Source organism: Streptomyces sp. TRM70350 (assembly GCF_019219825.1).
In the GTDB taxonomy this organism is placed as follows: domain Bacteria; phylum Actinomycetota; class Actinomycetes; order Streptomycetales; family Streptomycetaceae; genus Streptomyces.
Window position 1 is genome coordinate 1 of record NZ_JAHUXH010000045.1, and the last position, 24289, is coordinate 24289.

The window sequence follows — 24289 nt, forward strand, 5'->3', positions numbered from 1 at the left end:
GAGACGGCATGACCACGGGGCTCGGCAGGGCCGACCGCGCCCGCATCAGCCGGTCGGGAACCCGGGCGCTCGGCACCGAGGACGGGCTCGCCCTCTTCGACCAGGCCGTGCGCGGCACCGACGCCGTCGCCGTCGCCGCGCTGTGGGACCTGTCCGCGCTGCGCGCGGCCCAGACGCTGCCACCGCTGTTCCACAAGCTCGTCGGGCGGCCCGCCCGCCGGGCCGTGGCCGACGGCGCCGGCCGGGCCGAGGAGTGGGCGGACCGGTTCACGCGCCTCGCGCCGGCCGAACGGGAACGCGCCGCCGTCGAGTGGGTCCGTGAGCAGGCGGCGGCCGTGCTGGGGCACGCGTCCCCCGCCGCCGTGGCCGCGGACCGGGCCTTCCTCGACCTGGGCTTCGACTCGCTCACCGCCGTCGAACTGCGCAACCGGCTCGCCACGGCGACCGGGCTGCGCCTCGGCACCACCGCGGTGTTCGACTACCCCACGCCGGCCGCGCTGGCCACGCATCTGCTGGAGCGTGTGCTCGGCGGTACGGCCGCCGCGCCCGCCGCGCCGCGCGTCACCGCACCGGCGGACGAGCCCATCGCCATCGTCGGCATGGCCTGCCGCTACCCCGGTGACATCACCTCCCCGGACGAGCTGTGGCAGGCGGTCACCGAAGGCCGTGACGCCATCTCCGGATTCCCGACCGACCGCGGCTGGGACCTGCGGGCGCTGTTCGCCGACGACCCCGACCGGCCCGGCACCAGTCACACCCGCGAAGGCGGATTCCTGCACGACGCCGGGGAGTTCGACGCCGGCTTCTTCGGGATCTCCCCCCGGGAGGCCCTCGCCATGGACCCGCAGCAGCGGCTGCTGCTGGAGGCGTCCTGGGAGGCCATCGAGCGCGCCGGGATCGACCCGGCGTCGCTGCGCGGCAGCCGGACCGGCGTGTATGCCGGTGTGATGTACCACGACTACGCGGCCCGGGTGGACACGCTCCCCGACGGAGTCGAGGGCTACCTCGGCACCGGCAACTCGGGCAGCATCGCCTCCGGCCGGATCGCGTACGCCCTCGGCCTGGAGGGCCAGGCCGTCACCGTCGACACCGCGTGCTCCTCCTCGCTGGTCGCCCTGCACTGGGCCGTCCAGTCGCTGCGCTCCGGCGAGAGCGACCTCGCGCTCGCCGGCGGTGTCACCGTGATGGCCACCCCGGGAGTCTTTGTCGACTTCTCCCGGCAGCGCGGCCTCGCCACCGACGGCCGCTGCAAGTCGTACGGGGCAGGCGCCGACGGCACCGGCTGGTCCGAGGGCGTCGGCATGCTCCTGGTCGAACGGCTCTCCGACGCCCGCCGCAACGGGCACCCGGTGCTCGCCGTCGTCCGCGGCACCGCCGTCAACCAGGACGGCGCCTCCAACGGGCTCACCGCGCCCAACGGGCCGTCCCAGCAGCGGGTGATCGGGCAGGCGCTGGCCGACGCCGGACTGCGGCCGTCGGACGTGGACGCCGTCGAGGGCCACGGCACCGGCACCTCGCTCGGCGACCCGATCGAGGTGGAGGCGCTGCTCGCCGCCTACGGGCAGGAGCGCGCCGAGCCGCTGTGGCTCGGTTCCATCAAGTCGAACATCGGGCACACCCAGGCCGCCGCCGGTGCCGCCGGTGTGATCAAGATGGTGCAGGCCATGCGGCACGGCGTACTGCCCCGCACGCTGCACGCCGACGAGCCGTCCCCGCACATCGACTGGGCGGCGGGCGCGGTGGAACTGCTGACCGAGGAGCGGCAGTGGCCGCACACCGGCCGGCCCCGCCGGGCCGCCGTGTCCTCCTTCGGCCTGTCCGGCACCAACGCCCACGTGGTGCTGGAACAACCCGACAGCGGCGAACCGCCCGCCGAGTCCGGCGAACGGCCCGGCGTACCCGTACCGGTGCCGCTCTCCGCGCGCACCGACGCGGGGCTGCGCGCCCAGGCCGGCCGGCTCGCCGCCGCGGTGACCGCCGACCCCGGCCTCGTCCCGCTGGACATCGCCTACTCCGCGGCCACCGGCCGGACCCGACTGGAGCGCCGGGTCACCGTCGTCGCGGCAACCCGCGAGGAACTGCTCGCGGGACTCAACGAGTTGGGCCCGGCCACGGTGGCCGGCAGCGGGCACACCGCGTTCCTGTTCACCGGGCAGGGCGCCCAGCGTGCCGGCACCGGCGAGGAACTGGCCGCCGCCCACCCCGTGTTCGCCGCCGCGTACGCCGAGGTGTGCGCCGCGTTCGACACCGTCCTCGACCGGCCGCTGCGCGAGGTCGTCGCCACCGGAGACGGCCTCGACGACACCGGGTACGCGCAGCCGGCGCTGTTCGCGCTGGAGGTCGCGCTCGGACGGCTCTTCGAGTCCTGGGGCGTCGTACCGGACCTGCTGCTCGGACACTCCGTCGGCGAACTGGCCGCCGCGCACCTGGCGGGCGTGTGGTCGCTGCCCGACGCGGTGCGCGTCGTGGCCGCCCGCAGCCGACTGATGGCCGCGCTGCCGACGGGCGGCGCGATGGCCGCCATCGAGGCGCCCGAGGAGGAGGTGGCCGCCGAACTGGCCGGCGGTGCGGTGCTCGCCGCCGTCAACGGCCCCCGCTCGGTGGTCGTCTCCGGAACCCGGGACGCGGTGCTGAGCACCGCCGGGCTGTGGGCCGCACGGGGCAGCCGTACCCGGGAGCTGAAGGTCTCGCACGCCTTCCACTCGCCGCTGATGGAGCCCATGCTCGCCGACTTCGCGGCGGCCCTCACCGACGTGGAGTTCCACCCGCCGCGGACCCCGGTCATGTCGACGGTCACCGGCACCCTCGCCGGTGACGAACTGTGCACCCCCGCCTACTGGGTGCGGCACGTACGGGACACGGTGCGGTTCGCCGACGGCGTCCACGCCCTCGGCGAGGCCGGCGTGGACACCGTGCTGGAACTCGGCCCGGACGGCGTGCTCACCGCGATGGCCGCCCCGCTGCTGCCGGACACCGCCGTGGCCGTACCCACGCTGCGCACCGGACGGCCGGAGGCGGCCGCCGTGGCCGCCGCGGTCGGCGCCCTGTACGACCGGGGCACCGCGGTGGACTGGCCGGCCTTCTGCACGGGCACCGGAGCCCGGAGGGTCGAACTGCCGACGACCGCGTTCCAGCGCACCCGCTACTGGCTCCGGTCCGCGCCCCGGACCGGCGACCTCTCCGCCGCCGGCCTGGACACGGCCGGCCATCCGCTGCTCGGGGCCGCCGTCGACTCGCCCGACGGGACCTTGCTCACCGGCCGGCTGGACACGGCCACCCATCCCTGGCTGGCCGACCACACCGTCCTCGACACCGTCCTGCTGCCGGGCACGGCCTTCGTCGAACTGGCCCGCGCGGCCGGTGAACGCGTCGGCCTGCCACGGGTACGGGAACTCACCCTGGCCGCGCCGCTCGTACTGCCCGCCGACGGCTCGGTCCTGGTCCAGGTGCACGTCGGCGCGGCCGTCGACGGCGAGCGGCCGGTCACCGTGTCCGCACGCGGCGACGACGGCGCCCCGTGGACGCGGCACGCCACCGGCGTACTCGCTGCGGGCGTACCGGAAGCCGGCACCGAGCCGCTGCCCTGGCCGCCGCAGGACGCCGAGCCGGTGCCGACGGCCGGTCACTACGACGAACTGGCCGCCGCCGGCCTGGGCTACGGTCCCGCCTTCCGCGCCCTGCGCGCGGTCTGGCGGCGCGGTGACGGCCCGACGACCGAGGTGTTCGCCGAGATCGGCCCCGCGCCGGGCACCGACCCGACGGGCTTCGGCCTCCACCCGGCGCTGCTCGACACCGCGCTGCACGCGGCCGGTGCCGGCGGACTCGGCGTGACCGGCGTGCCGTTCACCTGGAGCGACGTCCTCGTGCACACCACCGGCGCCCGCTCGCTGCGGGTCCGGATCGCCCCGGACGGAAGTGGCGGGCTCGCCCTGAGGGCCACGGACGACGAGGGCCGCCCGGTGATCGAGGTCCGGGCGCTGCGCCTGCGCGCGATCGCACCGGAGGACCTGCGCACCACGCCGGCCACCGACGAGGCGCTGTTCGACCTGGACTGGGTCCCCGTCCCCGTCCCGCCGTCCCGCCGTCCCGAGGGCCGCTGGGCGCTGCTCACCCCCGCCGACGCCGCCCTGGCCGACGTACTCGGGTCCGGGACGGAGGTGCTCAAGGACCTCACCACGGTGGCGCCCGACACGGACGTCGTCGTCGCGGACCTGTCCACCGACACCGGGGCCTGTGCGTCTGCGGAACTGTCCGATGGGACCGGCGTGCCCGAGGCCGTCCGGGCCGTCCTGCGGGCCGCCCTCGCGCTGGTGCAGACGTGGGTGGCGGGGGAGCAGGGCGCCGGCCGGCTGGTGCTCCTCACCCGGGACGCGGTCGCGCTCGCCGGGGAACGGCCCGATCTGGCCGGGGCCACCGCCTGGGGACTGGTGCGGGCGGCGCAGTCCGAGCATCCCGGCCGGCTGGTTCTGGTCGACGTGGACGACGACCCGGCGTCCCTGGCCGCGCTGCCCGCCGCGCTGGCGACGGACGAGCCCCAGCTGGTGATCCGCGGCGGTGCGGTGCGCGCCGCCCGCCTGGTCCGCGTCAGTTCCGCCGTACCCGCCGTACCCGCCGTACCCGCCGTACCCGCCGTCCCGCTCGGCGCGCGAGGCACCGTGCTGGTCACCGGGGCGACCGGCAGCCTCGGAGCCCTGGTGGCCCGGCACCTGGTCACCGAACACGGCGCCCGGCGGCTGCTTCTGGTCAGCCGGCAGGGACGGCAGCCGGAGTGGTCCGCGGAACTCGCCGCGGCCGGTGCCGAGGTCCGCTTCGCGGCCTGCGACGTCAGCGACCGGGCCGCGCTGGCCGCGCTCCTCGCGAGCGTCGACCCCGCGCACCCGGTGACGGCCGTCGTGCACGCCGCGGGAGTGCTGGACGACGGCGTCGTGGCCGCGCTCGACCCCGATCGGCTCGACACCGTCCTGCGGCCCAAGGCCGACGCTGCCTGGCACCTGCACGAACTCACCGCCGACCTCGACGCGTTCGTGCTGTTCTCGTCCGCCGCGGGCCTCCTGGGCGCGCCCGGACAGGCCAACTACGCGGCCGCAAACGCCTTCCTGGACGCCCTCGCCGCGCACCGCCGGGCCGCCGGCCTGCCCGCGGTGTCCATCGCCTGGGGCCCCTGGGCCGACGGCATGGCGGCCCAGCTCGGCACCCGCCGCGCCTCCCGGGCCGGACTGCTGCCGCTCGATGCCGCACTCGGCCTGGCACTGTTCGACACCGCCCGGGACGGGGCACCGGCCGCACCGCTCGCCGCCCGGGTCGACCTGCCGGGACTGCGGGCCAGGGCGGCCGAACTCCCGCCGGTACTGCGGGCCCTGGTGCCCGCACCGGCCCGTACGGCATCCGAGCCGGGCGAGCCGCTGGCGGACACGCTGGCCGCGCTGCCCGCGGCGGAACGGGAGCGCCGGGCACTCGACGTCGTCCTGCGGCACACCGCCGACGTGCTCGGCCACGCCACCGCCGACGGCGTCGACCAGGAACGCGGCTTCCAGCAGCTCGGCTTCGACTCCCTGATGTCCGTCGAACTGCGCAACCGGCTGGGCGCCGTGGCGGGCCTGCGGCTGCCCGCCACGGTGATCTTCGACCACCCGACGCCCGCCGCGCTCGCCGCCCACCTGGTGGCCCAGCTCGCCCCGGGCCGGCCCACCGTGGCCTCCCTGCGCACCAGCACGCTCGCCGAACTGGAGACCGCGGCGGCCGAGTCCGCCGCCGACCCGGAGCTGCGCGAGGGCCTGCGCACCCGGCTGCGCGCACTGCTGCGCACCCTCGACGAACCGGCCCCGGGCGAGCCGCTCGCCGAGACCGGCGAGGACAGCCTCGCCGATCTGCTCGACCTCGCCGACCGGGAGCTGGGGGACTTCTGATGACCGACAACGACCGCACGAACGACCGCACCACCGCACGAGGAGCCACCGCGTTGCCCCAGGAACAGACCGACGACCGCAAGGTCGTGGAGACGCTCAAGCGCCTGACCACCGACCTGCGCCGCGCCAAGCAGCGGCTGCGCGAGGCGGAGCACCGGGCGCACGAGCCGATCGCGATCGTCGGCATGGCCTGCCGGTACCCCGGTGGCGTCGCCTCGCCCGAGGACCTGTGGCGACTCGTGCTCGACGGCCGCGACGCCATGGGACCCTTCCCCACCGACCGCGGCTGGGACCTGGCCGCCCTCTTCGCCGACGACCCCGAGCGCTCCGGCACCAGCCACACCCGCGAGGGCGGATTCCTGCACGAAGCGGGCGAGTTCGACCCCGGCCTGTTCGGCATCAGCCCCCGCGAGGCGCTCGCCATGGACCCGCAGCAGCGGCTGCTCCTGGAGACCGCCTGGGAGGCGATCGAACGCGCCGGCATCGACCCCACCTCGCTGCGCGGCAGCCGCACCGGCGTGTACGCCGGCGTGATGTACCACGACTACGGCACCGGAGCCGACCCCCTGCCCGAGGGCGTCGAGGGCTACCTCGGCCTCGGCACCGCGGGCAGCGTCGCCAGCGGCCGGATCGCCTACACGCTGGGCCTGGAGGGCCCCGCCGTCACCGTCGACACCGCCTGCTCCTCGTCGCTCGTCGCCCTGCACTCCGCGATCCGCGCGCTGCGCGCCGGGGAGTGCACGATGGCCCTGGCGGGCGGCGCGACCGTGCTGTCCACCCCGGCCGTCTTCGTGGACTTCTCCCGGCAGGGCGGCCTCGCCGCCGACGGGCGCTGCAAGTCGTACTCGGCCGACGCCGACGGCACCGGCTGGTCCGAGGGCGTCGGCATACTCCTCGTCGAACGGCTGAGCGACGCCGAACGGCTCGGCCACCCGGTCCTCGCCGTGCTGCGCGGCTCCGCGGTCAACCAGGACGGCGCCAGCAGCGGCCTCACCACCCCCAACGGGCCGGCCCAGCAGCGGGTCATCCGGCAGGCGCTGGCCGACGCCCGGCTCACCACCGCCGACCTGGACCTGGTGGAGGGCCACGGCACCGGCACCCCGCTCGGCGATCCGATCGAGGTACAGGCGCTGCTCGCCACCTACGGCCAGGACCGCGACGAGCCGCTCTGGCTCGGCTCGGTGAAGTCCAACATCGGCCACACCCAGGCCGCCGCGGGCGTCGCCGGAGTCATCAAGGCCGTCATGGCGCTCCGGCACGGCGTGCTGCCCGGCACCGCCCACCTGGGCGAGCCGACCCCGCAGGTCGACTGGACCGCCGGCGCGGTCGCACCGCTGGACCTGACCCGCGCCTGGCCCGAGACCGGCCGACCGCGCCGCGCGGCGGTGTCCTCCTTCGGCATCAGCGGCACCAACGCCCACGTCGTCCTGGAACAGGCCCCCACCACGGACTCTTCGACACCGGAGGCCGCCGGGACCCAGGGCCCCGCCGCTACGACCGCCACGACGCCGGCGCAGCAGCCCGCCGCGGCCCAGGCCCCCGCGGCGCCGCAGTCCACCGGCGAGCGGACCCCCACCGCCCCGCAACCCCCCGAGCCCCGCCCCGCACCGGCCGCGCTCCCCGTCCCGCTGTCCGCCGCCACCGAGGCCGGTGTCCGTGCCCAGGCGCTCCGGCTCGCCGCCCACCTCACCGCGCACCCGGAACTCGCCCCGCAGGACGTCGCGTTCAGCGCCGCCACCACTCGGGCCGCGCTGTCGTCCCGGGCCGTCGTGCTCGCCGACGACCGGGCCGGGCTGCTCGACGCCCTCACCGCGCTGGCCGAGGAACGGCCGAGCCCCGCCGTCGTCACCGGCACCACCGCGGCCGGCGCGCGCCGGATCACCTTCGTCTTCCCCGGCCAGGGCGCCCAGTGGGCCGGCATGGCCGTACCCCTGCTGGAGACCTCGCCGGTGTTCGCGGCGAAGTGGGCGGACTGCGCCCGCGCCCTCGCCCCCTGGGTGGACTGGTCGCCGGACGAGGCGATCCGCTCCCCGCGGGCACTGGAGCGCGTCGACGTCGTGCAGCCCGTGCTGTGGGCCGTCATGGTCAGCCTCGCCGAGCTGTGGCGGGCCGCGGGCGTCCGGCCCGACGCCGTACTCGGCCACTCGCAGGGCGAGATCGCCGCCGCATGCGTGGCCGGCGCCCTCACCCTGGAGGACGGCGCGAAGGTCGTCGCGCTGCGCGCCAAGGCGCTCCTGGCGCTCGCGGGCCGCGGCGGCATGCTGTCCGTGCCGCTGCCCGAGACGCAGGCCCGCGCCCGGCTCGACAGCCGGCCCGGCCTCGGCATCGCCGCGGTCAACGGCCCGTCCACGGTGGTCGTCTCCGGCGAGACGGAAGCGCTCGACGCCGCCCAGGCCGCCTGGGAGGCCGACGGCGTCCGGGTGCGCCGTATCCCCGTCGACTACGCCTCCCACTCCCCGCACGTCACCGAGGTCCGCGACCGTCTCGCCACCGACCTCGCCGGTATCACCCCGCGCGCGGCGGAGGTGACCTTCCTGTCCACCCTCACCGGAGAGCCGCTCGACACCACCGCGCTCGACGCCGGCTACTGGTACCGGAACCTGCGTGAGCCGGTCCGTTTCGAGGCGGCCACACGGCGCGCCCTGGAACAGGGCCACCGCGTGTTCATCGAGGTCGGCCCGCACCCCGTGCTCACCCTCGGCGTCCAGCAGACCGCCGAGGCCATGGACGTGCCCGCCACGGCGATCGGCACCCTGCGCCGGGACCAGGGCGACCTGCTCCGCTTCCGTACCGCGCTGGCCGAGGCCGCCGTCCTGGGGGTGCCCGTGGACTGGGCCGCCGAACTCGCGCCGTACGCGCCCCGCCAAGTCGACCTGCCCACCTACGCCTTCCAGCGCGAGCGTTTCTGGCTCTCCCCGCAGCGCCGCGCAGCCCTCGCCGCCAGTACCGGCACCGACCCGTGGGACGGCCGGTTCTGGGACATCGTGGACCGCGCCGACGTCACCGGACTCTCCCGCGCCCTCGGTGTGGACACCGACGACCCGCTCACCGCCGTCGTACCGGCCCTCTCGCGCTGGCGCCGCCTGCTGCGCGAGCGGTCCGCCGTGGACAGCCGGCGCTACACCGTCACCTGGGAGCGAATCGCCGTCCCCGACGATGCCCGGCTGACCGGGCCGTGGCTGCTCGTCGTACCCGCCACCCGTGCCGGCGACCCGCTCACCGCGCACGTGGCCGCCGCGCTCACCGGGCACGGTGCCGAGGTCGCCACGCTCACCCTCGGCGCGGACGACACCGACCGCGCCGCGCTCGCGGACCGGCTGGCCGGCCAGAGCCCGGCCGGTGTGCTGTCCCTGCTCGCCCTGGACGACGCCCCGCACCCCGGACATCCCGCCCTGCCCACCGGACTGGCCCTGACCATCGCCCTGGTCCAGGCTCTCGGCGACGCCGGTGTCACCGCGTCCCTGTGGTGCGCCACCCGGAGCGCCGTCGCCACCGGACCCGCCGACCGCGTCACCGCACCCGCCCAGGCCCAGACCTGGGGCCTGGGCCGGGTCGTCGCGCTCGAACACCCCGAGCGCTGGGGCGGCCTGATCGACCTGCCCGCCGAGTGGGACGAGCGCGCCGCCGGCCGGCTGGCCGCGCTGCTCGCCGGCGCCGGCGACGAGGACCAGACGGCGCTGCGCGCCACCGGCGTGTCCGCCCGCCGCCTGACCCGGGCGCCGCTCGGCACCGAACCCGCCCCGCGGTCCTGGCGGCCGGCCGGCACCGTCCTGCTCACCGGCGGCACCGGAGCCCTCGGACCCCACCTGGTGCGCTGGATGGCCGAACAGGGCGCCGAACGCGTCGTGCTGCCCGGCCGCCGCGGCGCCGACGCCCCCATCGCGGCCGAACTGACCGCCGAACTGGCCGGCACCGGCACCGAGCTGCACTTCCCGGTGTGCGACGTCACCGACCGCGCCGAACTGGCCGCCCTTGTCGACGCACTCGACGCGGCCGGCACCCCGGTGCGCAGCGTCCTGCACGCCGCCACCGCCCTCGAACTGCGCCCGCTGGCCGACACCCCCGTCGACGCGTTCGCCGGCCAGACCGCCGCCAAGGTGCTCGGCGCCCGCCACCTCGACGACCTCTTCGCCGACCGGGACCTGGACGCCTTCGTGCTGTTCTCCTCGGTCGCCGGCGTGTGGGGCAGCGGACTGCACGCCCCCTACGCCGCCGCCAACGCCTACCTCGACGCCCTCGCCGAGGACCGCCGCGCCCGCGGCCTGACCGCGACCTCTGTCGCATGGGGCATCTGGGCCGCCGTCAACGCGTGGGACGGCGTGAACGAGGACGTGGACCCCGAGCGCGTCGGCCGGCAGGGCCTGCCCTTCCTCGACCCGGAGTTGGCCGTCGCCGGGCTGCGGCAGACCCTCGACCATGACGAGACCACCGTGGTCATCGCCGACGTCGACTGGACCCGGTTCGTCCCGGTGTTCTGCTCCGCGCGCCGTCGGCCGCTGCTGGAGTCCGTGCCCGAGGCCGCCGCCGTGCTGCGCACCGCCACCGTCGACACCGGCACCGTCTCGGCGCTGCGCGAGCGGCTCGGCGATCTGCCCGAGGCCGGCCGCCGCCGCGCCGTTACCGAACTGGTCCGCGAGCACGCCGCCGCCGTCCTCGGCCACGACTCGCCCGCCGCGCTGCCCGCCGACCGTGCCTTCCGGGACGTCGGCTTCGACTCCATCACCGCGGTCGAACTGCGCAACCGGCTCCGCTCGGCCACCGGCCTCTCCCTGCCCGCGACCCTCGTCTTCGACCACCCGTCGCCCGCGGCGCTGGCCGATCACCTGCTGGCGCTGGCCTTCGACACCGACGCCGCGGACGTCGCCGTGCCCGCCGCCCGCGCCGCCGCCGATGACGACGACCCGATCGCCATCGTCGGCCTCAGCTGCCGCTACGCAGGCGGCATCACGTCCCCGGACGAGCTGTGGCGGCTCGTCGTGGCCGGCCAGGACGCGGTCGGCGGCCTGCCCACCGACCGCGGCTGGGACCTCGACGCGCTCTACGACACCGACCCCGACGCCCGCGGCCGCAGCTACGTCCGCCAGGGCGCCTTCCTCACCGACCCGGCCGGCTTCGACGCCGCCTTCTTCGGCATCGCCCCGGCCGAGGCCCGGGCCACCGACCCGCAGCAGCGGCTGCTGCTGGAGGCCGCCTGGGAGGCGTTCGAACACGCCGGAATCGACCCCACCACCCTGCGTGGCGGCCGGGTCGGCGTCTTCGCCGGCGCCAACGTCGGCGACTACGCCTCCAGCCGCGGCCCCGGCGCCGGCGGCTCCGACGGACAGCTGCTCACCGGCAACGTGCCGAGCGTGATCTCCGGCCGGATCGCCTACACCTTCGGCCTGGAGGGCCCCGCCGTCACCGTCGACACCGCCTGCTCCTCCTCCCTGGTCGCGCTGCACCTGGCCTCCCAGTCGGTGCGCACCGGCGAGAGCGACCTCGCCCTGGCCGGCGGTGTCGCGCTGATGTCCAGCCCGGCCGCCCTCATCGGCTTCTCCGCGCAGCGCGGCCTGTCCGCCGACGGCCGCTGCAAGGCCTTCGCCGACGCCGCCGACGGCACCGGCCTCGCCGAGGGCGTCGGACTGCTGCTGGTGGAACGCCTCTCCCGGGCCCGCGCCCAGGGCCACCGCGTCCTCGCCCTGGTACGCGGCTCGGCGATCAACCAGGACGGCGCCTCCAACGGCCTCACCGCCCCCAGCGGCCCCGCCCAGCAGCGCGTCATCACCGCCGCGCTCGCCGACGCCGGGCTGCGGCCCGCCGACGTCGACGCCGTCGAGGCGCACGGCACCGGCACCCGACTCGGCGACCCGATCGAGGCCCAGGCCCTGCTCGCCACCTACGGCCAGGACCGCACCGAACCGCTCTGGCTCGGCTCGGTGAAGTCCAACATCGGCCACTCCCAGGCCGCCTCCGGCGCGGCCGGCGTCATCAAGACGGTGCAGGCGCTGCGGCACGGCCTGCTGCCCGCCACCCTGCACGTGGACCGGCCCACCAGCCAGGTCGACTGGAGCACGGGCGCGGTCGCGGTGCTGACCGAGTCCCGCGACTGGCCGGCCGTGGACCGGCCACGGCGGGCGGCTGTGTCGGCGTTCGGCCTGTCCGGCACGAACGCCCACGTCATCCTCGAACAGGCCCCCGCCGAGGACACCCCGCAGGCCGTGCCCGAACCGGCCGGGCCACTGGTGTGGCCGGTGCACGGCCGGACCCGGGACGCCCTGCGCGCCCAGGCGGCGCGGCTGCGCACCCACCTGGACACCCGCCCCGGCCTCCGCCCGGCCGACGTCGGCCGGACCCTGGCGACGGGCCGGGCCGTGTTCGACCACCGGGCCGTGGTGCTCGGCACCGACCGCGCCGAACTGCTGCGCGGACTCGACGCCGTCGCCGCCGGCACCCCCGACCCCGCGGTCACCGAGGGCGCGGCCGACGGCGCCGACCGGGTCGTGTTCGTCTTCCCCGGGCACGGCGCCCAGTGGCCCGGCATGGCCCGCCGACTCCTCGACGACTTTCCGGTGTTCCGGGAGAGCGTGCAGCAGTGTGCCGACGCCTTCGCCGAGTTCATCGACTGGTCCCTGCTGGACGTGCTCCGTGACGAGGAGGGGGCGCCGCCGCTGCACCGGGTCGACGTGGTCCAGCCGGCCCTGTTCACGATGATGGTGTCGCTGGCCGCGCTGTGGCGTTCCTACGGTGTGGAGCCGTCGGCGGTGGTCGGCCACAGCCAGGGCGAGATCGCCGCCGCGTACGTCGCGGGCGCCCTGGACCTGCGGGACGCTGCCCGGATCGTCGCCACCCGCGGCAAGGCCTGGCTGACCCTGGCGGGCACCGGCGGCATGGCCTCCGCGGCGCTGCCCCGCGAGGAGGCGGCCGAGCGGCTGCGGCCGTGGGGTGAGCGCCTGGACATCGCGGCCGTCAACGACCCGCGCTCGGTCACCGTCGCCGGCGACCTCGACGCGCTGGAGGAGTTCCTGACCGGCGTGGAGGCCGAGGGCATACGGGTCCGGCGGGTCCGCCAGATCGTCGGCGCGGGCCACACCGCACACGTCGAGGCGCTGCGCGAGCAGCTGATCGAGACCCTCGCACCGACCGCGCCGCGCTCCGCGCCGGTCGCGTTCTGCTCCACGGTCACCGGAGGGCTCCTCGACACCGCCGGGCTCGACCACCACTACTGGTACCGCAACGCCCGCCGGACCGTGCTGTTCGAACAGGCCGTGCGCACCCTGGGCGAGCAGGGCTACGGCCCCTTCCTGGAGATCAGCGCGCACCCTTTGTTCACCGTCGCCGTGCAGCAGACCCTGGAGGAGACCGGCGGCCCGGCCACGGTCCTCGCCACGCTCCGCCGCGACGAGGGCGGACGCGAGCGGTTCCTGCGGGCAGCCGCCGAGGCGCACGCGGCCGGTCTCACCGTCGACTGGCGCCCGGCCTTCGCCGGCACCGGCGCCCGTATGGTCGAGCTGCCGACCTACGCCTTCCAGCGCACCCGGCACTGGCTGGAACCGGGCGGCAGCAGCGGCGACGTGACGGCCGCGGGGCTGGCTCCCGCCGCGCACCCGCTGCTCGGCGCCGTCGTCGAACTCGCCGACGGCGCCCTGGTGCTCACCGGCCGGCTCTCCGGCACCGCGCAGCCCTGGCCGGGAGCCGCCGCACCGGCCGCCGCGCCGGTCGACCTCCTGCTGGCCGCCGCCGACCACGCGGACTGCGCCGGCATCGGCGAACTGACCGTGTACGAACCGCTGGTCGTACCGGCCGGCGGCGCCGACACCCGGGTGTCGGTCAGCGCCCCGGACGCGGCGGGCACCCGCACGGCCACCGTCCACACCCGCACCGCCGACGGGCCCTGGATCCGCCACGCCGAGGCCACGCTGACCACCGCGCAGGCCCCCGGCGAGCCCCTGACCCACTGGCCACCGGCCGACGCACAGCCGCTGCCGCTGGACGAGCCGGACACACAGGAACAGGAAGAGGATGCGCGCCCCGCGCGGCCGACCGTGCCGGGCCCGCGGGATGCGCAGGCGGGGGACCCGACAGCGAGGCCCGTCGACTCGGCTGATCCGGAGTCGAGGCAACCGCAAGCCCCGGACCTCCCGTCGGCAGGCCCCGGCTCACCGGAACGGCACGCCCCGGCGGAGCCGCGGCGCGCCGGTGCCGCCCTGCTCGCCGCCTGGCAGCGGGGCGAGGACGTCTTCGCCGAGGTCGCGCTCGAGGACGACGCCGCCCAGCGGGCCGACGCGTTCGCGCTGCATCCGCTGCTGCTGGACGCCGCCCTGCGCCCGGTGCTCGACGGGGAGCTGGTGCCCACCGCGTGGTCGGGTGTCCGGCTGCACGCGACCGGGGCGCGGACGCTGCGGGTGCGCGCGCGGCGGACCGGCCCGGCCACGGTGGCGCTCACCCTGGCCGACCCCGAGGGCGGCCCGGTGCTGACCGCCGACACCGTCCGGCTCGGCCCCGCGCCCGGCACGGGAACCGGCCGGCGCGTCGGCAAGGACGCGCTGTTCCGGATGGACTGGGTACCGGTGCCGCTCGCGTCGGCCGCGCCCGGAAGCTGGGCGGTGCTCGGGGCCGACCCGCTGGGCGCCGCCGACACCCTGCGCGCCCTGGGCCACACCGTGCACGGCGCCGAGAGCCCGGCAGGCCTCACCGAGGTGCCCGACGCGGTGCTGCTCACCGCCGTGGGCACCCCGGGCGAGGCACCCGCCGAGGCACACGCCGTGCTGCACCGCACGCTCGCCACCCTCCAGGCACTGCTCGCCGACGACCGGCTCGCCGCCGTACCCCTCGTGGTCCTCACCCGCGGCGCGGCAGCCGACGCGGCCGACGACCTCGCGGGCGCTGCGGCCTGGGGCCTGGTCCGCTCCGCGCAGTCCGAGCACCCCGGCCGCTTCGTCCTGGCCGACATGGACGACGACCCCCGTTCCTGGCAGGCGCTGGCCGGCGTACCGGCCGGCGGGGAGCCCCAGTTGGCCCTCCGGGCGGGCGAGGCCCGCGTCCCGCGCCTCGCCCGGCTCGCCCCGCCGGACGGCCCGGCGCCATGGAAGGCGGACGGCACCGTCCTGGTCACCGGCGCCTCCGGAGACCTCGGCGCCCTGGTGGCCCGGCACCTCGTGGCCGCCCACGGCGTGCGGCACCTGGTCCTCGCCTCCCGGCGCGGCCCCGCCGCCCCCGGCGCGGCCGAACTCCGCGCGGAGTTGCGCGCATCGGGCGCCGTCACGGTCACCCTCGCGGCCTGTGACACCGCCGACCGCAAGGCGCTCGCCGAGCTGCTCGCCGCCGTCCCCGACGAACACCCGCTCACCGCGGTCGTGCACAGCGCCTCCGTCCTGGACGACGGCGTGATCGCCGCGCTCGACGCGGACCGGCTGGACACCGCGCTGCGCCCGAAGGCCGACGCGGCCTGGCACCTGCACGAACTGACCCGGCATCTCAACCTCGACGCCTTCGTGCTGTTCTCGTCCGTGGCCGGTACCTTCGGCGGCCTCGGCCAGGGCAACTACGCGGCGGGCAACGCCTTCCTGGACGCGCTGGCCCGTCACCGCCGCGCCCACGGTCTCCCGGCGACCTCCGTGGCCTGGGGCTGGTGGGCCGAACGTGCCGCCAAGAGCGGCCACGGCAGCGCCTCGGACACGCCCGTCGCCGTCAACGGCATGACACCGCTGTCCGAGGACCAGGGCCTCGCCCTGTTCGACGCGGCCTGCCGCGGCGCCGAGCCGTTCGTGGTGGCCGGCGCCCTGCACCTGCGCTCCCTGCGCGCGGCCGCCGACGAACTGCCGGCACCGCTGCGCGGCCTCGTCCGGGCGCCCGCCCGCCGGGAGGCCGCCCAGGCCGGCACCAGCGCCCCGACGGTGGCCGGCGAGCTGGCCGGCCGTACGCCCGCCGAGCGGGAGGCGTTCCTGGCGGACCTGGTGCGCGACGAGGCCGCGCTCGTCCTCGGCCACGCCGGCCGGGACGACGTACCGGCCCACCACCGTTTCCTGGACCAGGGATTCGACTCCCTGGCGGCACTGAAACTGCGCAACCGGCTCGCCGCCGTCACCGGGCTGCGGCTGCCGCCGACGCTGGTCTTCGACCACCCCACCCCGACGGAGCTGGCCCGCCACCTGCTGGCCGAACTCGCCCCGCCCGGGGACGCGGAGCCGCCCGCGTTCGAGGACGAGGACGCCGCGACCGCCGTACTGGTACTGGAGGAACTCGGCCGGCTCGACGAGGCGATCACGCGGCTGCCCGCCGACGGGCCCGAACGCGCCCGGATCACCAGCCTGTTGGCGGACCTGCTGGCCAGGTGGGGGCGATGACCTTGCCGACGACGTTGCACACAGCACTGGCGAAGGGCCCAGGGCCGTCCGATAGCATCGCCGTGATCGCTACGGCGGGGCGGCCCGATCACCGTCCCGGCCGCATCGCGCCACGGGGGCAGGTACGGCCGACAGCGATCGTTACGCGTGAACAGGCGGGTACATCCGGCGCCGCACGCACGCACACGAGGGGGAACTGATGGAGAACGTGCATGCTTGGGTGCTGCCCGCGGGCCCGCAGGACAGGTCCGGCGGCCCGGTGCGCGGTGAGCTGACCCTCACCAGCATCCCGGTCGCCTCCCCCGGCGAGGACGAGGTGCTGGTCGAGTCCCTCGTCGGCTGCTGGGAGGCCAACATGGAACACGCCCTCGCGCGCAGCCCCGTCGACATCGTCCGCCAGCGCGGCGAGGACCGCATCGTCCTCGGCACCTGCGGAGTCGTCCGCGTCCTGCGCACCGGCTCGGCCGTGCGCGGACTGCGCGAGGGCCAGGAATGCCTGTGGATCCCGTTCGGCCGGGTCGACCGCCACGGCTACGCGGAGACCATCTGCGCCTACGACGCCCCGGGCTCGCCCGGCCTGCTGGCCGAGCGCATGGTCGTACCCGCCGACCGGCTCGTGCCGTTGCCGGCCGACGGACGCCACCCGGTGGAGCGCTGGGCGCCGTTCGCACGGTACTTCACCGCCTGGGACAACTGGCGGGTCACCAGCCGGTGCTGGCGCAGCCAGGTCGACGACGCCTGGGACGAGCAGCCGCTCGTCCTCGGCTGGGGCGGCGGGGTCGTCTTCGCCGAACTTGAACTGGCCCGCCGGGAGGGCTTCCGCACGGCGATGGTCTCCGGCCGGGACAGCCGGCTGAAGGAGATCGCCGCGTCCGGCGCGATCGCCGTCGACCGCCGCGAGTTCCCCGACCTCGACCACCTCCGGGCCAAGGAGTCCACCGACCCCGACGCCATGGACCGCTACCGCGCCTCCGAGGCCCGGTTCCTGGAGATCGTCGGCGAACTCTCCGGCGGTCACGGGGTGTCGGTCTTCCTGGACAACCTCGGCGGCGGCCTGCACCGGGCCACCATGAAGAGCCTCGCCCGCGAAGGCGTGGTGTCGACCGTCGGCTGGAAGACCGGCATGCGGCTGTGGAACCTGCGCGCCACCGAGTGCATCAGCCGGCACATCCACGTGCACACCCACGCCTGGCGCCTGCAGGACGCCGCCCGCATCCGCGACGTGATGCAGGAGACCGGCTGGCTGCCCGACATCGCCGACGACCCGGTGACCCCGTTCGCGCGCGTCCCCGAACTCGCCGACGCCTACCGCCGGGACCACCTCGACACCTATTTCCCGCTGTTCTCCGGCGCCGGGAGGAGCTGAGCCGATGAGCCCGCGTTCCTATGACGTGGCGGTCGTCGGCATGGCCTGTGCGTTCCCCGGTGCCCCGGACCTCGGCCGGTACTGGGCCAACGTCGTGGCCGGAACCGACGCCGTCACCGAGGTGCCCCCGGACCGCTGGTCGGCCGACCGCCACTGGGCCGGGGCCGAGGCGGCCCCCGGCGAGCAGTCGCCGTCGCGATGGGGCGGTTTCCTGCCGCCCCTGCCCTTCGACGCGCTCGCCCACGGCGTCCCGCCCGCCTCCCTCGGCGGCATCGAGCCCGCGCAGCTGCTCGCGCTCGACACCGCCGACCGGGCCCTGGCCGACGCCGGGTACCGCGAGCGGCCGTTCGACCGGGAGACCACCTCGGTGATCTTCGCCGCGGAGGCCGGGGCCGACCTCGCCTCCGCGTACGCGGCGCGCTCGGTGCTCGGGCAGCACCTCGACACGGTCCCCGAGGAACTGGACGCCCGGCTGCCCCGGCTGACCGAGGACTCCTTCCCCGGCACCCTGGCCAACGTCATCGCCGGCCGGATCGCCAACCGGCTCGACCTCGGCGGCCCCACCTACACCGTGGACGCCGCCTGCGCCTCCTCGCTGGCCGCGCTCGACCAGGCCTGCAAGGAACTCCTCGCCGGAACCAGCGACATGGTGCTGTGCGGCGCGGTCGACACCCACAACGGCCTCCACGACCACCTGCTGTTCGGCTCCGTACGGGCCCTGTCGCCCACCGGCCGCTGCCGCGCCTTCGACGCCTCCGCCGATGGCATCGTGCTCGCCGAGGGCGTGGCCTGCCTCGTGCTGAAGCGGCTCGCGGACGCCGAACGGGACGGTGACCGCGTCTACGCCGTGATCAAGGCCGTCGGCGCGGGCAGCGACGGGCGCGGCCTCGGCCTGACCGCGCCCCGCCCCGAAGGCCAGCGGCGCGCCCTGGGACGCGCCTACGCCCTCGCGGGCGTCTCACCCCGCGAGGTCGGCCTGGTCGAGGCGCACGGCACCGGCACGGTGCTGGGCGACCGCACCGAACTGGAGACGCTCACCGAGGTGTTCCGCACCGCGGGCGCCCGGCCCGGCGCCTGCTCGCTCGGCTCGGTGAAGTCCCTCATCGGCCACGCCAAGTGCGCGGCCGGCATGGCGGGACTGATCAAGGCGGTGCTCGCCGTACACACCGGTGTCCGGCCGCCCACCCGCCTCACCGAACCCAACGCGGCCTGGGACCCGGCCACCAGCCCGTTCGTCTTCGACACCGCGGCCCGTCCCTGGACCGAGCCGCACCGGGTCGCCGGCGTCAGCGCGTTCGGCTTCGGCGGGGTCAACTACCACGCCGTCGTGGCCGCCCCCGCCCCCGGCCCGGCGCCCGCGGCCGCCCCCCGCCCCGCCGGACTGCTGCTGTTCCGCGGCACCGAGGACGAGGTCCGCGCCGCCCTGCGCAACCTGGCCGGCCGACTGGACGAGGGGACCGTACGGCGCTGCGCCCCGACCGGGGTCACCGGCACGGGCCCGACCCGGGTCGCCCTCGTCACCGAGGACATCACCGCGCTGCGCGGCCAACTCGACCTCGCGTTAAGCCTGGAGGACCGCCCCGAGCGCGGCGTCCACGTGGGCGACGGCAGCCGGCAGCCCGTCGCGCTGCTCTTCCCGGGCCAGGGCAGTCAGCGGCCCGGCATGCTCGCCGACCTCTTCGTCGCCTTTCCGCGCCTGCACCGGTTCCTGCGCGCCGACCCGGCGCTGACCGGCGCCCTCTTCCCGCCGGCCGCCTTCGGCGGCGAGGTCCCGCGCCTGGTCGACACCCGGCTCGCCCAGCCCGCCCTCGGCCTCGGCGGCCTGGCCGCCCTGGACCTGCTGCGGGCCTGCGGCGTCGAGGCCGACATGACCGCCGGGCACAGCTACGGCGAACTGCCCGCGCTCGCCGCCGCCGGCGCCCTCCCCGAGGAGGCCGTACTGCCGCTCAGCGGCGCCCGGGCCGAGGCCATGCACACCGCGGCGGGAGACGACCCCGGCGCGATGGCCGCCGTCGCCGCGCCCGCGGGCCCGGTCGCCGAGCTGCTCGCCCGGCACGGCCTGGCGGACGACGTCACCGCGGCCAACCACAACGCCCCCGGCCAGCTGGTGCTCGCCGGCTCCGCCGCCGGCATCGACGCCGCCGTCGCCGTCCTGGGGGAGGCCGGGCACACCGTCAAGCGGCTCCCGGTCGCGGCGGCCTTCCACAGCCCGCGGATGGCTCCGGCCGTCGACGCCTTCGCCGCGGCTCTGGCCGGCCACGACCTGAGCGCGCCCCGGCTTCCCGTCTGGTCCGGCGCCACCGCCCGGCCGTACCCGGCGGACCCCGAGGCGATACGCACCCTGCTCGCCGGCGCCCTCGCCCGCCCGGTGCGGTTCGCCGAGCAGATCGAGGACATGTACGCCGCCGGCGTCCGCGTCTTCGTCGAGGCGGGCCCCGGTACGGTCCTGACCCGCCTGGTCGGCGAGGTGCTCGCCGGCCGCCCGCACACCGCGCTGTCCGTGGAGGCTCCCGGCCGCCCCGGCCTCGCCCACCTGCTCGGCACCCTCGCCGCGCTCGCCGTCCGCGGCACACCGGTACGGCTGGAGGCGCTGACCGGCGACCACACCGCCGGGTACGAGCAGGACCGGGCGCCCGCCGGGTGGACCGTCGACGGCCACCTGGTGCGCACCGCGGACGGCACGCCCGTGCCCGGCGGACTCCAGCCGACCGGACCACCCGTCACCCTCACCGGCGGCGGGACCGGCGCCGGCCGCGACGAGACCGTCATCGAGTTCCTGCGCGGCACCCAGCGGATCGTGGCCGCGCAGCAGGAGGTCGTGCTCCGCTACCTCGGCACGGACGCCCCCGCCGCGCGGCCGCCCGCCGAGACGGCCCCACCGCAGCCCGCCGAGACCGCCGCACCTGCCGTCCTGGACGTGGTCGCCGCACGCACCGGCTACCCGCCCGCCATGCTCGACCCGGACCTGGACCTGGAAGCCGCCCTCGGCGTCGACTCGCTCAAACGCACCGAGATCGCCACCGCGCTGCTGCGCGGCACCCCGCACGCGGACGCCGTGGGCCAACTCGCGGACCTGCGCACCATCCGCTCGATGACCGACTGGCTCACGACCCGCACCGGCCCCGGAGCCCCCACCGCCGCCGCCACCGAACCGGCGCCCCGGAACCCGCCCGCCGCCACCGCCGCCAGCGACCCCCAACCGGCACCCCAGGCCCGGCCCGCCGCCGTCCGGGGCGGAATCGCACCGGAGCCCTCCCGACGGCCCGCCGCCGTCCGCGACGGCATCGAACCGGAACCTGACAACCCGTCCGGCGCCGTCAGCCGCGCCGCCGGGCACTCCTGCGAGGGCACGTCCGCCGGATACCCGCCCACCGTCCGCCACGTGGTCGAGCCCCTGCCCGAGGAGCGGCCCGCCGGCCCGGCGGTGACCGTCCCCCGGGCGGCCGTCAGCGGCGGCGGTGAGGTCGGTGACGTGCTGGCCGCGCTGCTCAAGGAGGGCGGCACCGAGCTCGTCAGCGACCCCGCCGGCTGCGATGCCCTGCTGCTGCTCGACGCCCTCGACGGCGGTGACGGCGTCCTGCCCGGCCGGTTCGCCGCGATACGGGCGGCCGTCCTCGGCGGCATACGCACCCTGCTGCTGGCCACCTGCCACGACGCGGGACCCGCCGGCGGCGGGCTGCACGGCCTCGCCCGCGCCGTCTCCCGCGAACACCCCGGCCTCGCCATGGTCGCCGTCGACCTGCCCGCGGGACAGCCGCCCGAGGAGGCGGCGCGCACCCTGCTCGCCGAACTCGGCGGCGCCCGGCCCTCCGTGACCCACACCGCCGGCCGCCGGGCCGTCTGGCACACCCGGCCGGCCCCGCTGCCCGACCGCGAGGTCAGCGCCGGCGACCTCCACCTGGACCGCGACGGCGTGGTGCTCCTCACCGGCGGCGCCCGCGGCATCACCGCGCGCCTCGCCCGCGCCCTGGCCACCCTCACCGGCTGCCACATCGAACTCGTCGGCCGCAGCGCACCCGTCGACGGGCCCCGCCTGACCGACGCGGAGCTGCGGGCCCGCCTGATCGCCGAGGGCGAGCGCGACCCGGCCGGCATCGAACGCGCGGTCCGCGCCCACGCCGCCGGCCGACAGGTACGGCAGTGCCTGGACGACCTCACCGGCCGGGCCGCGTCCGTGCGCTACCACCGCGCCGACGTACGCGACGCCGAACACCTGGGCGCCGTCCTGGACGACGTCTACAACCGGCACGGCCGCCTGGACACCGTCGTCCACGCGGCCGGCCTGGTCCGCGACCGGCTGCTGTGCGACAAGACCCCGGAGGAGTTCGCCGAGGTGTACGACACGAAAGTCGCGGGCGCGCGGGCGCTGGCCGCCCGGCTCCGGCCGGGCCTGCGCCACCTGGTGCTCTTCGGCAGCATCGCCGGCGTGACGGGCAACCGCGGCCAGAGCGACTACGCCGCCGCCAACGACGCCCTGGACACCCTGGCCCGCCAGTGGTCCGGCCGGCTCGCCGACCGGGTCCTCGCCCTGGACTGGGGGCCCTGGGCGGCGGACGCGGGCGGCATGGTCACCGCCGAACTGGAACGGGCCTACGTCCGCAACGGCATCCGCCTGATCGACCCGGACGACGGCGTACGGGCCTTCCTGCGCGAGCTGGCCTTCGGCAACGACCCGCAGGTGCTGCTCGCCGCCGGGGACCCCGCCGGGTTCGGGAGCGCCCTTGACTGACATCCTCCTCGCCGCCGCACCCGGCCCCGGCGCGCTGCGCGCCGCCCTGCGCGCGGGCCGCCGCGGCGGCACCGGCCCCTGCCGCGTCGCCGTGTACGACCCGACACCCGAGCGGATCGAGCAGGCCCTCGCCCTGATCGACCGCGGGGAACCCTGGCGGGGCGGCAACGACCTCTGGTTCGCGCCCCGGCCCGGACCACCCGGCTCCACCGTCTTCCTCTTCCCCGGACTGGACGCCCGTACCGGCCCACCCCCCGACGACGTCCTGGACTGGCTCGGCCGCCCCGCCGGACCGCCGACGGGCTCCGCCACCCTCGCCGAACGCACCCACGCCACGCTGCGGCTCAACCGGGTGCTGCACGCCGCGCTGCTGCGGACCGGCATCCGCCCGGACGCCATGGCGGGGCACAGCGCGGGGGAGTGGAGCGCCCTGTTCGCGGCGGGCCTGTTCGCCGAGCCGGCGTTCGACGACTTCGCCCGCACCATGGGCGCCGCCCCGGTCCCGGACGTGGTGTTCGCCGCCGTCGGCCTGCCCGCAGAGGCGGTGGCCCGGCTCGCCGAGAGGGAGCCGCGGGTCGTGCTGTCCCACGACAACGCGCCCGACCAGAGCGTGCTGTGCGGCGACGAGGACGCCGTCACCCGCTGCCTCGCCCGGATCTCCGACCCCGAGGTGCCCCGCAGGGTGCTGCCGTTCCGCTCCGGCTTCCACTCGCCGATGCTCGCCCCGTATCTGCCGGGCTTCTCCGCCGTGTTCGACCGGGTGCCGCTCGCCCGGCCCGCCGTCCCCGTCTGGTCCGCGACCACCGTCGCCCCCTACCCGGACGACGAGACCGAGCTGCGCGCCCTGCTGAACCGGCACCTGGTGGAGCCCGTCCGGTTCCGGGCCGTGATCGAGCGGCTGTACCGGGGCGGCGCCCGCGTGTTCGTCCAGGTCGGCTGCGGCAGCCTCCCCCGGTTCGTCGCGGCCACCCTCGCCGGCCGCCCGCACCTCACGCTCAGCGCGGGCTCGGCGACCCGGCCGCAGCTCGGCCAACTGCGCTGGGCCGCCGCCGCGCTGTGGGCGGAGGGCCACGCCCCGGACCTGGCCGCACTCGGCCTGACCACGCCCGCCACCGACCCGGCGCCGAGCACCCACCCGGTGGCCGGTGCCTACGAGGCCGCCGTCGCCGCGGTGAGCGCCTCCGTGGAGACCGTCTACCGGACCTGGAGGGAGCGGACGTGAGCCGACAGCGACACGCGGTCGTGACCGGATCGTCCAGCGGCATCGGCGCGGCCGTCGCCGCCCGGCTGGCCGGGGCCGGTTGGGCGGTCACCGGCTGGGACCGCAGACCCGGTGAGGGCACCGGCCCCGCCGACTGGCGCGAGGTGGACGTCTCCGACGCCGAGTCCGTCCAGGCCGCCGCCCGCGAGGTGACCGAGACCGACCTGCTCGTCAACAGCGCGGGCGTCGGCGCGATCGCCCCGTCGGCCGAGCTGAAGCCCCGCACCTGGGAACGGGTCGTCGGCGTCAACCTCAGCGGCACCTTCTACTGCGCCCAGGCCCTCCTCCCCGCCCTCACCGCGCGCCGCGGACTGGTGGTGAACCTCGCCTCCGTCATGGCCCACCGCGCCGTCCCCGGCCGCGCCGCCTACTGCGCCTCCAAGGCCGGCGTGGTCATGCTCACCGAGGCGCTCGGCGTCGAATGGGCCGAGCACGGCGTACGGGTCGTCGCCGTCAGCCCCGCCTACGTCCGCACCCCCCTGGTGGCCGAGGGCTTCGCCAACGGCAACCTGGACGAGGCCGCCATCAACGCCCGCACCCCCCTGGGCCGGCTGGCCGAGCCCGAGGAGATCGCCGACCTCGTCCTCACCCTCACCGGCGACCAGTTCGCCTACCTCACCGCCACCACCCTGCGCTTCGACGGCGGCTGGACCGCCGACGGCGTGTTCCCCCGCTGAACGCGTCCCCGGGGCCGCCCCGGACCAG

The 24289-nt window shown here is 76.8% G+C and carries 5 protein-coding genes and 1 pseudogene; all 6 read left to right on the forward strand.

The window, feature by feature from the left end:
- Positions 1–8: 8 nt before the first annotated feature.
- Positions 9–5906: pseudogene (locus KWI83_RS35315) on the forward strand (SDR family NAD(P)-dependent oxidoreductase); the annotation flags it as partial.
- Positions 5906–16228 carry a type I polyketide synthase gene (locus KWI83_RS39510; protein ID WP_305733714.1) on the forward strand — a complete coding sequence of 3441 codons (10323 nt, stop codon included), beginning with the start codon at positions 5906–5908 and terminating at the stop codon, positions 16226–16228. The pseudogene KWI83_RS35315 and the gene KWI83_RS39510, both read left to right, overlap by 1 nt.
- Before the next feature lie 199 nt (positions 16229–16427).
- A complete protein-coding gene (locus KWI83_RS35355) occupies positions 16428–17594 on the forward strand; it encodes a zinc-binding alcohol dehydrogenase family protein (RefSeq protein WP_218518469.1) in 1167 nt (388 codons plus the stop codon).
- Between the two features lie 4 nt (positions 17595–17598).
- Complete coding sequence (locus KWI83_RS39845) at positions 17599–22323, forward strand: type I polyketide synthase (RefSeq protein ID WP_218518470.1); 4725 nt, start codon at positions 17599–17601, stop codon at positions 22321–22323.
- Positions 22316–23545 (forward strand): ACP S-malonyltransferase, encoded by a 1230-nt coding sequence (locus tag KWI83_RS35365; protein WP_218518471.1) that lies wholly within the window; start codon positions 22316–22318, stop codon positions 23543–23545. The genes KWI83_RS39845 and KWI83_RS35365 overlap by 8 nt, the downstream gene beginning before the upstream one ends.
- Positions 23542–24261 (forward strand): SDR family NAD(P)-dependent oxidoreductase, encoded by a 720-nt coding sequence (locus KWI83_RS35370; RefSeq protein WP_218518472.1) that lies wholly within the window; start codon positions 23542–23544, stop codon positions 24259–24261. Before KWI83_RS35365 ends, KWI83_RS35370 begins: the two co-directional genes overlap by 4 nt.
- The last annotated feature ends 28 nt before the right edge of the window (positions 24262–24289 follow it).